Below are 13,137 nucleotides of genomic sequence, written 5' to 3'. Positions count from 1 at the left end.
CAATCCCAATAAGGGCATTGCAAGAATCATTGGGTCTTTTTTAAATGTAAGGATGACAAAGAAAGAGCGTTATCGGTTTGTTATTGATTATTTTTCGGAACATATGCCCGAACCTGAAACGGAGTTGATATATGATAACCCCTATCAATTGTTGGTAGCTGTAATATTATCCGCACAATGTACCGACAAGCGTGTGAACCTGACCACACCGCATCTTTTTCAAAAATATCCGGATATATACAGCCTAAGTAAAGCCACTCCGGAAGAAGTGTTTCCTATTATCAAAAGCATCTCTTATCCTAACAATAAGAGCAAACATCTGGTAGGAATGGCTAAGAAGGTTGTGGAAGAATTTAACGGCGAAATACCTATGACCGTACAGGAATTAACTACGCTGCCGGGAGTAGGGCGCAAAACCGCTAACGTGATTACTTCGGTAATTGAAAAGCAGCCCAATATGGCTGTAGACACACATGTATTCCGGGTAAGCAAAAGAATAGGACTTGTATCACCCAAAGCGAGCACACCCTTGGCTGTAGAAAAGGAGCTGGTTAAAAATATTGACCCCTCGTTGATTCATAAAGCCCATCACTGGCTGATATTACATGGACGTTATACTTGTATGGCACGCAACCCCAAATGCCGCGAATGCGGATTACAACAGGCCTGCGCATGGTTTCACAAAAATGTTACGCTTATATAACGTCGAAGGGCTTTAACTCTAGCAATCTGTACTTTACAATAGTTTCCGGCGCCCTCGATTTACAGGTAAGCAAGTGCGGATAATCGATACGCTCTTTTAGCAGCACTACTTCGCAGTGAAAATTGCTGGTAGTCTTTACCCCTACGGTATATCGGTCTTCTTCATGATGCAGGAGTTTCATGCTAATGTCAAAATCGATATCATAGTTTTGCAGATACTCACGCACATAACATTCTACAGATTGCTCAAAAAATGAGCGACGGCTTAATCCCCTGTATTTATTCTTGTAAATTTTTCTAAGCAAGGTGCGCACCATAATATGGCCTACATCTTCTACTACTACATGTCCATAATAAATACCAAAAGGCAAGGCCACAACATTAGCCGCAAAGCGGTCTCCACCTACATGAGAACTCTCCCATACTTGCACATCGGTATTGAAAGCCTCAAAAAACTTGAATACAGGATATCCAAACTTAGCGCAACACTTATCTTTTTTCCCATTGGTACAGATTACAAAAAACGGGTCGGTCTCCCATTCAGTAGACTCGGAATGTATGTAATCTGCAAGACGAACCGTAGCCACCTGCTCAATAGGTAGTTGAATAGTAAAGTAGGCGCATTTCTTACAATCGACAAAAATGATACGACAGTCTCTGAAATTGGTTTTCTTATTGCGAATTAGCAAAACTTTCCCTTTTAGAGACTTTGCCAGTTTCTGTATACCTTGAAGCCAAGCTTTATCAAAATGCGCCTCCCCTACTTTTGCCGGAAAAGGATTGCAATGCTCTATCAATATAAAAACGCTGCTGTTGGCAGCAGTTCCTGCCAGTGGCTCTTTAAAATATCGCGAAGCTGCACTGCAAAAAAATACGTCTTTATCAGTTATCTGTTTCAAAAAAATAATCTTTATAACGCTTCAATATAAACAACGCCCTCCTTCACTAGTTGCGTAAGCAGTTTTTTTTTGACTTCCTCGTTCAACTCGCCTGGTAATTCGTCTAATGTAAATTGCTTGCGCTCAAATATAAAATCAATCACCGGTCGCACTGCATTGCTTAACTGGATAGCCTTTCCCCAGAAACGTAGTTCAAAACCGTTATCATTTTCGACAGAAGAGAAAAGTACCCCTTCATTCAAGCGAAAAGACGTTTGCGGCTGAATAGACTGTACATTGCATACGCTTTCAAAATAATTACGTACTGGTTGCGGCTGTGCAGTACGGTAACTTTTATTGAGCCTCTCTATGCCATCCTTAAAATTCAGCTCTGATAATTTTTGCGTAAGAAGTTTTACCTTTTCTTGTATTAGCTCGTCAAGATTGTCTTTCCAAAACGGAACCGCCTCTCTAAATTCTTTAAACGCTTCCAGTTGCGGAAATACTTCGTTGAAGAATCGTACCCAGGTGAAAGAGAGTATACCGATGGTGATATGTGCCGAAACGCCATCATCGGCTACGGCATCATGCACATAGCCACGAGGTACATATAGAAAATCTCCAGGCTTAATCTGAAGGGTTTGTAAGGGCTCTTTGTTATAATCTTTGCTAACGAAAGATTGATTCTTGGTAGGTAGTTCTTTTTCAAAGCCGTATAGGTGCCAGGTTTTGGTGCCAGCTATCTGCAGTACAAATACATCGTGAGTGTCCCAATGCGGATGAAATCCCTGCGAACGACTGGGCGTAATGTATAAGTTGGCCTGAACGGGTGAATTAAATTTTTGCGATAATTGCAAACAGCAATGAGAAAGATTATTAAAATAACGTTGTCCTGCCTGAATTACAAAGGTAGCACCGTTGTTAAACAGTGCAAAAGCTTTATCGGTATTGATAATTCCATCTTTTCTGTGATGGCCTATAGGTGTGCTTTTGAGCGTGTATTCGCCATTAGGAACTTCCTTCCCGTCTTTTACCATACGCACAGAAGGGTAAAAGATATCCTGTCTATCCAGATAATCTGAAATTTCCTGTGAAGTAAGTATAGGGTTGTAATAAGATGCATCGTTGCGGTTAATGTATAGAATATCCTTTTCGTGGTATCGGGTAAAAAAATCGTCAATAGTATAAGGTGCGATAATCGATTCAAAAAAACGCGTCATATAAAATATGATTTATGTAAATGCAAAATGTAAAAAAGCTGCAGAAAAGAATATCACTGCAGCTTTGTAAAAAGTTTTTTAATAGAACTCAAGCGTTATAAGATTTATGCGCCGTCTCCACCATCACCGTCTGCACCACCATCTCCGTCAGCGCCACCATCGCCGTCTGCTCCGCCGTCACCATCGGCTCCGCCATCTCCATCAGCGCCATCGCCTCCGTCAGCACCTCCATCTCCATCTCCGTCATAAGCCTGTGCTGTTGCCGAAGTTTCATCCAATCTTGTTACTTGCAGTTCGTCCTGAGAGAGATCGATATAAGTTGTTTCCATAAAATGCGTTTTTAAAGAATGAAGAAAATTAATTCGTGTTAAGTGCAAAGTAATTAATTTTCTTCAACCGAAAAAATTTAAAGGCGAATAATTACGCACCTTAGCGAACTCTTAACAAGTTCGGCGCCTTTTACCGTAGCCTGTATTTTTTCTGCACTTTCGGATCATCGAAATATTCATTCAGCTGTTTCTCCGAAAGATTTTCCGACATCTCAGTAGGTACTTCTGCTAGCTGTGTCTGACTTTGTCTTAACTCTTTTTTCAGCGTCTCGGTTTTTACCAAAATGAGAGGATCTCTATCGCCCGACAGCTGATTTTCGGTAAGAATATAATCCAAACGCTTAATGTTCGTACGCAACAACGTCGCTTGATTTTGCTCTGTTGTTCTCTGAGGGGCAGCAGCTTCTTTCACCGGCATAGCGACCACACCTATGCTGGGCAGTATTTTCCCCGTATTTTGCTTGCTTTTATTTTCACCCGCAGTTGTTGCCAGCACAGTACCTGTAAGTGTAGTTGTTGCAGTGGTAATATCAAATCCCGACCGCCAGTTCTTCGTTTTTCTAAGCCTTTTGTCTAACTGCAGAAAGGTGTATTTATATCGAAGTATCCAAGTTTTTAGATTATTGAGGGCGTCATTATATTCTTTTGTCGCTATATCATAATTTAATCCGTTTTTCACAATCACCTTTACACGAGCCGTATCAGCATAGTTAAAGTTAGTACTACCAATGAATTCAAGATTCACGACACGCTCCCCTTTGGGGTCTTGATCCGTAACAAAGTCATATCCTGGCACCCACTCAAAATAATCGTCACAGGTTTTGGGCAATTTGAAATTACCAATGGACACATCGCTGGATACAAGTATCTTATCAATGGGGAAATTACCGTTTTCACACAATACACTAAAGCTCAGTCGATCTCCCTCCACAATCGTAACTGGACTTACCACCGAAGGTTTAATTCGGGGATATACTACATCAGTACTATAAAAGATCACACGGACGGTAGTATCCAGCCTATCCAAAGGATTAGACAAACTTTGCACACCAATTTTTACAGGATATTCCTGATCATATTTTAATCGGCCTGCAAGAAACAATGATTTATTAGATTTAAACGAAAGTACCCCATTATCTTTATCCATCTTAAAACCCACCGGAGCTTCTTTCAAGAACCAGTAATATTTTTTGGGATCCTTATTAATCAAAAATTTATAAGAGAGACTGGAATCCACATGCAATGAGAAAAAGGGGCTGAAATTCACTATTCTTAAAGAATCCATGCGGGACACTTCAGTTGCGGGTTTCAATACTATGCTATCGGGTCTCACCTGCGATCTCACTGATAACGAAAGTAAAAACACTACTAATAAAAGGGCCAGCTTGATATTGCGCATAACTGATAAGTGTTTGAATTCACAGAATTTACAAAGTTAGGCAATAGACGTCGAATAGCCTGAATAAGTGGGCTGAGGCTTTCAATATTCTTTAAAAAAAGCCCCTGCGTGGAAACGCAGGGCTTAAACCAAAACTAACTGCTTATGAGAAAAACTTGCTTATTGTACCTCTATTTCTTTTGACGCTGCTTTAGCTTCTTCCTTGCGCTGAAGGGTTACTATTAAGATACCATTAACATATTTTGCTTCAACTTTATTTGTATCAATCTTATCATCAATAGTAAATACCCTTCTAAAAGAGCGCAAATGGAATTCTTTTCTTAAACTCTTACCTTTTTGCTCCTCACTTTCGATTTTCTTTTCGGCTGAGATAGTAAGTAAATTACCATCTACAGTAATTTTAAAATCGGCCTTATCGTAGCCTGGAGCCACTACCTCAATCTGATAGTTTTTTTCGTTTTCAGTAATGTTTACTGGGGCAAAACCTTTTTTATCCGGCACCAGTAAATCAGTTTTAAATAAGCTAGGGATTTCGGTAAAGAAATCATCTACCAGACTGTTGAAAGTTCTTTCAAAAGGAATGCTGTTGAATTTTATTAAGTTCATAGTGTCAATCCTCCTTTTTATTGTTTTTTGGAATATTATTCAATAATCGATTTCGCCTATCTCTATTCAAACTATGAACCAATATCATTTATAGAGACATTTTGTCATTTTCAACCTTTGTAAAATGACAATCCGTCATAAAACCTTATTCCTAATCGTAAATTTGTCGCTCAAGCATATATCATGCTGGAAGGGGATAAATTCGACGAATAAGAGAGAAGGTTTACAGGCTTACACTAAACAATTTCTCTAAATTTGCGTTGAATGTATTTAAATCTTAAAACAGTATAGAAGTATGTATCCCACTGAAATAGTTCAACCCATGAAGGAGGAGCTCACCGATAACGGGTTCGTAGAATTGCTCACTCCGGAAGATGTGGAGGCCAGCCTGGCCAAAGGAGGAACCAACCTTGTTGTAATCAATTCTGTATGTGGATGTTCTGCAGGAACTGCGCGTCCGGGAGTGCTGATGGCTATTGCGAATGCCACTAAAAAACCCGACCATCTCACAACCTGTTTTGCAGGATACGATATTGATGCGGTAAAAAAAATTCGTGAACATTTACTGCCCTACCCACCCTCTTCTCCATCCATTGCTTTGTTTAAGGATGGCAAATTGGTACATTTCATCGAAAGACATATGATCGAAGGACGCTCGGCGCAGATGATAGCTGAAAATCTCATAGCTGCCTTCGATGAATATTGCGCTTAAAACGATTTTTTTATATCTTTATTACGGAAGATGCGTAGCATAATGCTACGCATCTTTGCTGTATATAATTTATTAACGCTGATATTTCAACCTAGTTTGTTGTAATATTGCCGCTAATAAAACAAAAATCACCTACTGCATGTATCCTAATTTATACTACCTCTTTCGCGATTGGTTTGGCGTAGAATGGAAATTCTTACATTTCCTGAACACTTTCGGTTTTTTTGTTGCAGTTTCTTTCATTATCAGCTCAATTGTTTTAACCCGCGAACTTCGGCGCAAAGGGAGAGAGGGGGTAATGTTTCCAACTGAGGAAACCATTGTTGTAGGTAAACCCGCCAGCTGGGGCGAATTGCTTACCAATTTTATTTTAGGATTTGTATTAGGTTATAAAATTCTGGCCTTACCGTTTGTTGACGAAAGCCTAAAGACCAATACCCAGGAATATATCTTCTCATCAAGCGGCAACTGGTTTACCGGTATTGCACTGGGGGCACTGTTTGCTTTTCTGAAATGGAAAGAGCGCAATAAACAAAAACTGCCACAACCCGAAAAACGCGCTATCCGCGTATGGCCACACGATCGCGTAGGCGAGATGACCATGATTGCATTGGTTTTCGGGCTAGTGGGTGCCAAACTTTTCGACGCTTTTGAAAACTGGGATACCTTTATTCAAGATCCTTCTTCGATCTTTTCCGCTGCAGGACTGACGTTTTATGGAGGATTAATTTGTGCCGGCGTTGCTCTATGGCTGTACACACGCAAGCATAAAATACCCTTTGTTCACTTTGTAGATGTAATGGGACCGGTAATGATGCTAGCCTATGCCATAGGCCGAATTGGCTGTCAAGTAGCCGGCGATGGCGACTGGGGCATCTACAATAGCGCTTATAAAACCACGCCTGCAGGAGGCGTATTTCCGGCAACTTCGGGTGATTTTGAAGCGGCTCTTACCACCCATGCCGAGTATTTCGCCCGGCACGGCTCTGCTCACGCATCCTTTGTAAAACCAAAAATTTTAAGCTTTTTGCCTGATTGGTTCTTCGCTTACGACTACCCTCATAACGTAAATGAAGCAGGCGTACCGCTAGCAAACTGTAGCGATTTACAATATTGCACCCATTTACCAGTACCAGTTTTCCCTACACCGATGTACGAGGTCATTATTTCCTTTATCCTATTTGGAATATTGTGGATGTTAAGGAAACGCATCCACATACCGGGAATGCTATTCGGCATCTATCTTCTATTTAATGGATTAGAAAGATTTTTCATTGAGCGCATACGGGTAAATGTAAAAATGCATTTCCTAGGAATGGAAATGACTCAGGCTCAGCTTATTTCATTCTGCCTGATGTTAGGAGGTATTGTTTTAATCATTTATTCCAAAATAAACCACAAAAACATGCAACCAAGGACCAGCTAATTACGTTTATAATATAAATTTATTAACTTAATGCCCAGTTTTGTGGGAGACTTTAGTATATTACTATTGAATTTCTTCCATTTTATGCGTACCTTTGCAGGCTATTATTTAAATTGGGGCGGAATCTTTCACTTTAGTTTACCAAAAGGTTATATATAAACAATATGCGTCAGCTAAAAATTGCTACACAGATTACTAACAGAGACTCACAGGCAGTGGAAAAATACCTGCAAGAGATCTCTAAAATTTCAATGATTACACCCGAAGAAGAGACCGTACTCGCCCAGCGTATCAAAATGGGTGATCAACGTGCTTTAGACAAGCTCGTTCAGGCCAACCTTCGTTTCGTGGTTTCTGTGGCAAAACAATATCAGCACCAAGGATTGTCGCTTAGCGACCTCATCAATGAGGGCAACCTTGGTTTGATTAAAGCAGCCCAACGTTTTGATGAAACCAAAGGGTTTAAGTTTATTTCTTATGCCGTATGGTGGATTCGTCAGAGCATCTTACAAGCTTTGGCCGAACAAGGACGTCTGGTACGCTTACCACAGAACAAAATTGGCACTTACAACAAAGCCAACAAGGCCTACATGGCATTTGAGCAAGAGCATGAAAGAGAACCTTCTACCGAAGAGCTTTCGGAACTGCTGGAGATGAGTGAAACCGAAATCAATAACATCTTCCAAAGCAACACCCGTCACACTTCACTAGACGCTCCGGTACATGAAGCGGAAGATGTGGCTATGGGAGATCTGCTGGAAGGAGGTTCTAATACCGACGAAGATGTGATGAAAGATTCACTGCGCAACGAAATCCGTCGCGTGCTGAAATCTCTCTCTCCACGTGAAGCTGAAATTGTAAATGCCTATTTTGGTCTTGATGGTGAAAACGGTGTAACCATTGAACAAATCGGTCAGAAATACGACTTAACGAAAGAACGCATTCGTCAGATAAAAGAACGTGCGATTAAACGCCTTCAGAAGGCGAGATATAGTAGCGCTCTAAAAGCCTACTTAGGTTAAAAATTATGAGACTCAAAGCTCCGGTCCGTGGCCGGAGCTTTTTTTATGCCTTCCTGCGAAATGTACTTCATTTCAAATAAAAAAATATTGAATTATTATTGCGTCTAAAAATATTGGCGTGAAGATACTTGTAACAGGCTCTAATGGATTTGTAGGCAGTCATGTTGTAGCTGCTTTGCTGAAAGAAGGACACGAAGTATTTGCCTCCTCTCGCACAGGAGATGCCTCCTCCTTCAATAAACAGTATCCAACCTATCGCTTTATACAGGTGGACTTTACCGATCCATTCTCCCTACACGACGCCTTTGAATTCGTACAACCTGAGGTGGTAGTACATTGTGGGGCTATGAGCAAACCCGATGAATGTGAACTGAATCAGGCTGATGCATACGACGTGAATGTATACGGCACATTGCAATTATTGCTAAATGCAGAAACCTATCAGTCCTTCTTCGTACACCTATCTACTGATTTCATATTCGACGGTGAGAAAGGAATGTATACCGAAGATGACCCTGCCAATCCCATCAGCTACTATGGTCGAACAAAGAAAGAAGCAGAGGACGCCGTTGCTGAATATAAATTCGATAAAGCTATTGTAAGAACTAGTTTTGTATATGGCAAACCTCTTTACGGGCGGGATAGTTTTATTGGACTGATAGCAAAAAAACTGAAAAATAATGAACCCTTTAAAGTGGTAAATGATCAGCAACGCACACCGACCCATGGCGAAGACTTAGCAAAAGGCATTAGAACCATCATTAACAAGCGCGCCTGTGGTGTATATAATCTGGCAGGAAAGGACCTGCTTACACCTTATGAAATGGCCCTTGCCACAGCAGCATATTTAAATATTTCGGCACACCAACTGACACCTGTAACCCGAGCAACATTTCAGGAAAAGGCGCTGCGTCCTCTAAATGGAGGCTTAAATATTGCAAAAGCACAAAGAGAGCTAGATTATCATCCTATGAGTTTTGCAGAGGGACTCGAAAAAACACTGGCTGAATAAGTGCCCTCATCCATATTCTCATCCATATTGCGCCAACAGAGCCTGCACCTCTTCCAAAGTATTGACATCCTTGACGGTTTTATCTTTACGCCAGCGTAAAATACGCGGAAAACGCAGCGCCACGCCCGACTTATGACGGTTGCTTCGAGCAATACCTTCGAATCCTATTTCGAACACCAACTCGGGCTTTACGGTTCGCACAGGACCGAATTTTTCTACCGAGTTGTTTTTTATAAAACGATCGACCTCTTTTATTTCCTGATCGGTAAGACCTGAATACGCTTTAGCAATGGTAACCAGCCGTTCTCCCGATTTTACAGCAAAAGTATAATCGGTATAAAAACCACTCCTGCGGCCACTCCCCTTCTGCCCGTAAATCAAAACGGCATCGATAGATAAAGGGTTTATTTTCCACTTCCACCAATCGCCTTTTTTACGTCCGGTATGATAAATAGAGCCTTTTGCTTTTAACATTAGCCCCTCGCTATTTACCTGCCGTGCCTGTTCCCTTAAGGCTGCCAATTCGATCCAGTTGGCAAACCCTACAACCGGAGATATTTTTATATTCTGTAAAGGAACAGAAGTAATTATTTGCTCTAATAGTTGTCTTCTTTCGATAAGGCTTCTTTCTCGAATATCAGTGCCGTTCACTTCCAGAAGATCGTAAGCATAAAAACCTACTGGCACTTCTTCCTGTAATTTTTTGGAAATAACTTTTCTATTTAATCGCTTCTGCAGATGGTTAAAATTCAGTACCTGTCCATCTTTATAGGCTAGAATTTCACCGTCTATAACCGTACCGTCGGGCAGGTACGATGCTATAAGTTGTAAATCGGGAAACTGATCGGTGACCAATTCCTCTCCCCGACTCCATATAAACAACTCATTGCCCCGCTTAATCATCTGGCCTCTGATACCATCCCATTTCCATTCGGCTTGCCACTCCTGAGGGTTTCCCAGCTCCTCCACAGGCTTATCCATGGGATAGGCTAGACAAAAGGGGTACGGCTTGGAGTGATCGGCATTAATATGCTTACCGGCAATGAGATCGGTATAATCGGCTTCCTCTGGACGCCATTGCCCCATAATACTATGCATAATGGTATTGCTATCTACCCCTGTAAACTTCGAAAGCGCATTGACCAATAATTTGGACGATACACCAATACGAAATCCGCCGCCAATGAGTTTATTAAAAATAAAACGCTCATTATAATCCAGCCCGTTCCAAGCTGTAAGTACAAAAGTTTTCTTTTCTTCTTCGCTTTTGGAAGCCAGCTGTAGCAACTCTTGCATCCATTGTGACAAGCTTTTGTCAATACGTTGTTGAGGCTTAGGCAATATTAGGCTAATGGTTTCACCTAAATCTCCCACATTACTGTAACATTCCAGAAACAGCCACTCAGGAAGTTCCGAAAGCTCCAGCGCCCATTGTCGCATCAGCGTAGTTTTTACAGGTCGTTTAGGGCGACGTCCTGTAAATAAGGCTATCAACCAAAGCTTATCCTCATCCGGTGCTACTGAGAGATATGCGACGATAGCATCCAACTTATCGTTGGTCTTATTGCTAACTTCCAATGCTTGTATCAATGCGGCAAAATGTTTCATACCTCCGGAGAGATTGCTTCTTTGGAATTATCGGCCTCCGCTTCCTCATCACTACCGTATTGCGTTATTACCTCTTGAGCAGCAATACCTATTTCATTAAGATATTTCGAAAAAGTAGCGGTGTAGCCATGTGTCACATATACCTTCTCAGCGCCAGTATACCGAATGGTATCTAACAATCCTCGCCAGTCTGCATGATCGCTCACTGCAAATCCGGCATCCACACTTTGCCATCGTCTGTTGCCCCGCACCTGCATCCATCCCGAACAAATAGCTATAGCCCCGTGGGGTATTTTTTTTATCATATTTGTTCCCAATAAGGATGGTGGTAAAATCACAATACTGTTTTGCAAAGCCGTTCGAGGTGTATCGCTCGTCCATTGTTTGGCATGTGGTAATGTAATACTAGCAGATCGAATGGCTTCATTAAGTCGCTCAATGGAACTATGCACAAAAATGTTGGCCACACCTTCTAGTCCTTTCATGAGTCGCTGCGCTTTTCCTAAACTGTACGCTATGAAAATGCTGGTGCGACCGTTAGACTGATTGCGGAGGATCCACTGCTTGATGTTGTCGAAAATTTGCACTTGCCCTAACCAATTATAAATCGGTAACCCAAAAGTGCTCTCCGTTACAAATTCGTTACAACGCAAAGGCTCAAAAGGTGTAGAGATGCCGTCGTTTTCAGTTTTATAATCACCCGAAACCACGCTCACAAATCCCTTGTACTCCAATCTTACCTGTGCAGAGCCGATAATATGTCCAGCAGGATGTAAACTAAGCTTAACACCGTTGATATTTTTAGTTACTCCATAAGGCAATGTTTCTATCACGGTGTCGGGACCTAATCTTACCTTTAGAATAGGCTGGGAGAATTCATGTGCCAGATAGTATCTACTACCCCAACGGGCGTGGTCGCCATGGGCATGAGTAATCACCGCAAAATCGACGGGCTGCCAGGGATCAATATAAAATTTTCCTACTGGACAATAAATACCTTTAGCAGTAAATTGTAAAAGGCTCAATGATAAAAGAATTTGTATAGAAATTTACCCAAATATCATTCCTTATTTATTATATCAACGAGTAATTGTACGAAAATTTAGTGTGATTATAAAAATGGCCAGCCATTAAGCTGACCTCAAGACTTTATAAGCTTTGACAAAAGCAGCATTAGCTTTCCGCAGCAGAAGTAATTTTGTCCGTTATAATGTAGTACTTCTGACCATTAATCTCCTCCTCATGCCACCGCCAGTCCTTTAGGTTTATGGATGTGGTCACAGAAGATAAATACTTGATGGCATCTGCAGTGAATTTAATAGGCAGTTCCTTGGGATAAGCACTCTCGCCATCAATGACAGTTAACATTGCCTGATTGTTGGTTAGAGCGTTTCTCATATATTAAAAAATTAATATTTTTTTAATATTAAAGAAGTCAAATCCAGCATTTAGACTTTTGTATAACAATAATCTAGCTATAAGGTTGAAAATGGGCTAGCAAGTATTTTCTGAGTAAAAAATCCACAAAAGGTACGCTATACGCTTAAAAAAGCGGCTGCTAATTTAGCATTTTTTCAGTTTTTTACAAAACAGATGAGCCTGGCAGGGCTTTTAACAAGTGCTACTGATGCAGGCTATGTTCTTCTACTTTGCCTCGCTAAATGGTATTGACAAATGCCAAGCCTTAAGTTTCGGATTTTGCTTCGATAGCCTCTCCAATGGTTTTTACATCTGCTTCTGCAATATCTCCCCAGATTTGCTTCCACCGATTTTCGTCTTTTCTGATTTGAGTAATCTCTTGACCATCGATATGGCAGATATAAAACGGTATTCCATCGGTAGTCTCAGTATAGGTTACCTGCACACGTTGCGACTTCCCATTTACCTGTGCATCTATTAAGAAATCATTTTTATTGCCATATTCCATATGTGTATGTTTTTAAGTAGCCCTGGTAGTTGATAATTCAGCCTAGATACACAAAATGGTACCAAAACCAAGCCAAAACTGATTACGGGATGCGAAATCTTAAACCCTTATTATCGGTGTTGTAGCATACATTTTGCAGAATAAGATTTGTTAGGCTACCTTCGATTTTGTGGACTAATTTTTATATTAGTAAAAATTACCATGTATTATATAATTATTTTCTAAGTTTGAACCTAGCCAACAATTCATTAGTATTGTAAGGCCAACAAGATAATATAGTTTTGAGTAAAGGATTA

The 13,137-nt window shown here is 40.8% G+C and carries 14 protein-coding genes; 5 read left to right on the top strand and 9 right to left on the bottom strand.

Annotated features, from left to right (window positions below):
- The first annotated feature begins 52 nt into the window (after positions 1–52).
- Positions 53–703, top strand: coding sequence for an endonuclease III (gene nth / locus PIECOFPK_RS05940; RefSeq protein ID WP_330973498.1), 651 nt, complete (start codon positions 53–55; stop codon positions 701–703).
- On the opposite strand, the gene PIECOFPK_RS05935 is transcribed toward nth, so the two are convergent.
- The 5 genes from PIECOFPK_RS05935 to PIECOFPK_RS05915 all read right to left on the bottom strand — a co-directional run bounded on the left by PIECOFPK_RS05935 (position 696) and on the right by PIECOFPK_RS05915 (position 5,134).
- Positions 696–1,601, bottom strand: coding sequence for a sucrase ferredoxin (locus PIECOFPK_RS05935; protein WP_330973497.1), 906 nt, complete (start codon positions 1,599–1,601; stop codon positions 696–698). The two genes, nth and PIECOFPK_RS05935, sit on opposite strands and share 8 nt — an antisense overlap.
- Positions 1,602–1,612: 11 nt before the next feature.
- Positions 1,613–2,800, bottom strand: a complete 1,188-nt coding sequence (locus tag PIECOFPK_RS05930; RefSeq protein ID WP_409966724.1) for a cupin domain-containing protein — start codon at positions 2,798–2,800, stop codon at positions 1,613–1,615.
- Between the two features lie 104 nt (positions 2,801–2,904).
- The gene (locus tag PIECOFPK_RS05925; protein ID WP_330973495.1) at positions 2,905–3,129 is read right to left on the bottom strand and encodes a hypothetical protein; all 225 of its coding nucleotides are present in this window, start codon (positions 3,127–3,129) and stop codon (positions 2,905–2,907) included.
- A gap of 130 nt (positions 3,130–3,259) precedes the next feature.
- Positions 3,260–4,528, bottom strand: coding sequence for a hypothetical protein (locus tag PIECOFPK_RS05920; protein ID WP_330973494.1), 1,269 nt, complete (start codon positions 4,526–4,528; stop codon positions 3,260–3,262).
- A gap of 159 nt (positions 4,529–4,687) precedes the next feature.
- Entirely contained in the window at positions 4,688–5,134 is a 447-nt protein-coding gene (locus PIECOFPK_RS05915) for an Hsp20/alpha crystallin family protein (protein ID WP_330973493.1), read from the bottom strand.
- A gap of 295 nt (positions 5,135–5,429) precedes the next feature.
- On the opposite strand from PIECOFPK_RS05915, the gene PIECOFPK_RS05910 reads away from it, so the two are divergent.
- From PIECOFPK_RS05910 to PIECOFPK_RS05895, 4 genes are all read left to right on the top strand, one after another.
- Positions 5,430–5,846, top strand: coding sequence for a BrxA/BrxB family bacilliredoxin (locus PIECOFPK_RS05910; RefSeq protein ID WP_330973492.1), 417 nt, complete (start codon positions 5,430–5,432; stop codon positions 5,844–5,846).
- Between the two features lie 139 nt (positions 5,847–5,985).
- On the top strand, positions 5,986–7,272 hold the full coding sequence (locus PIECOFPK_RS05905; protein ID WP_330973491.1) for a prolipoprotein diacylglyceryl transferase: 1,287 nt from the start codon (positions 5,986–5,988) through the stop codon (positions 7,270–7,272).
- 164 nt (positions 7,273–7,436) lie between these two features.
- A complete protein-coding gene (locus PIECOFPK_RS05900) occupies positions 7,437–8,294 on the top strand; it encodes an RNA polymerase sigma factor RpoD/SigA (protein ID WP_330973490.1) in 858 nt (285 codons plus the stop codon).
- Between the two features lie 118 nt (positions 8,295–8,412).
- Positions 8,413–9,306, top strand: coding sequence for an SDR family oxidoreductase (locus tag PIECOFPK_RS05895; RefSeq protein ID WP_330973489.1), 894 nt, complete (start codon positions 8,413–8,415; stop codon positions 9,304–9,306).
- Between the two features lie 18 nt (positions 9,307–9,324).
- Here the strand turns inward: PIECOFPK_RS05895 and PIECOFPK_RS05890 are convergent, their stop codons facing one another.
- From PIECOFPK_RS05890 to PIECOFPK_RS05875, 4 genes are all read right to left on the bottom strand, one after another.
- Complete coding sequence (locus PIECOFPK_RS05890; RefSeq protein ID WP_409966723.1) at positions 9,325–10,914, bottom strand: ATP-dependent DNA ligase; 1,590 nt, start codon at positions 10,912–10,914, stop codon at positions 9,325–9,327.
- Positions 10,911–11,939, bottom strand: coding sequence for a ligase-associated DNA damage response exonuclease (locus PIECOFPK_RS05885; RefSeq protein ID WP_330973487.1), 1,029 nt, complete (start codon positions 11,937–11,939; stop codon positions 10,911–10,913). The genes PIECOFPK_RS05890 and PIECOFPK_RS05885 overlap by 4 nt, the downstream gene beginning before the upstream one ends.
- Positions 11,940–12,087: 148 nt before the next feature.
- Positions 12,088–12,312, bottom strand: coding sequence for a hypothetical protein (locus tag PIECOFPK_RS05880; RefSeq protein ID WP_330973486.1), 225 nt, complete (start codon positions 12,310–12,312; stop codon positions 12,088–12,090).
- Between the two features lie 286 nt (positions 12,313–12,598).
- Entirely contained in the window at positions 12,599–12,841 is a 243-nt protein-coding gene (locus PIECOFPK_RS05875; protein ID WP_330973485.1) for a hypothetical protein, read from the bottom strand.
- Between the last annotated feature and the right edge of the window lie 296 nt (positions 12,842–13,137).

It is taken from the genome of Chitinophagaceae bacterium C216, assembly GCA_028485475.2.
Taxonomy (GTDB): domain Bacteria; phylum Bacteroidota; class Bacteroidia; order Chitinophagales; family Chitinophagaceae; genus Niabella; species Niabella composti.
Note: the sequence above shows the minus strand (reverse complement) of the source record. Positions and strands in the feature narration are given on the sequence as shown.